The sequence below is a fragment of the Erythrobacter sp. HI0063 genome (assembly GCF_001635685.1).
Classification (GTDB): domain Bacteria; phylum Pseudomonadota; class Alphaproteobacteria; order Sphingomonadales; family Sphingomonadaceae; genus Qipengyuania.
Window position 1 is genome coordinate 1 of sequence record NZ_LWFF01000038.1, and the last position, 291, is coordinate 291.

Annotated in this window: 1 protein-coding gene; it reads right to left on the reverse strand. The window is 58.4% G+C overall.

The window, feature by feature from the left end; genetic code table 11:
• Window positions 1–26 precede the first annotated feature (26 nt).
• A partial coding sequence (locus A3736_RS17770; RefSeq protein WP_233999160.1) for a hypothetical protein occupies window positions 27–291 on the reverse strand: 265 nt, incomplete at its 5' end.

Consider the following 291-nt stretch of genomic DNA (forward strand, 5'->3'; position numbering starts at 1 on the left):
CAACAAGCTCGCGATCGCTGTGAATGTCACGCCGGCAGGCGCGGGGTATCTGATGCGTCAGCTCGAACGCTAGAAGAGCGCGCTTTCATCGAAAGCTGCGAGCGGGGCTTCCATTCCGCGCCCGATTGGCTATCACGCTCACGAACCTTTTTGCCTGCCCGACCGCATCGCCCACACGGCTCAGCGGTCGGCGGGATTGTTGTAAGCAATCGAAAGGTTCTGATCCCATGAAACCACATGCATGTTTTCGCATCTCGGTCGACGAGCTCGCGCAGGATCTCGGCAATTATG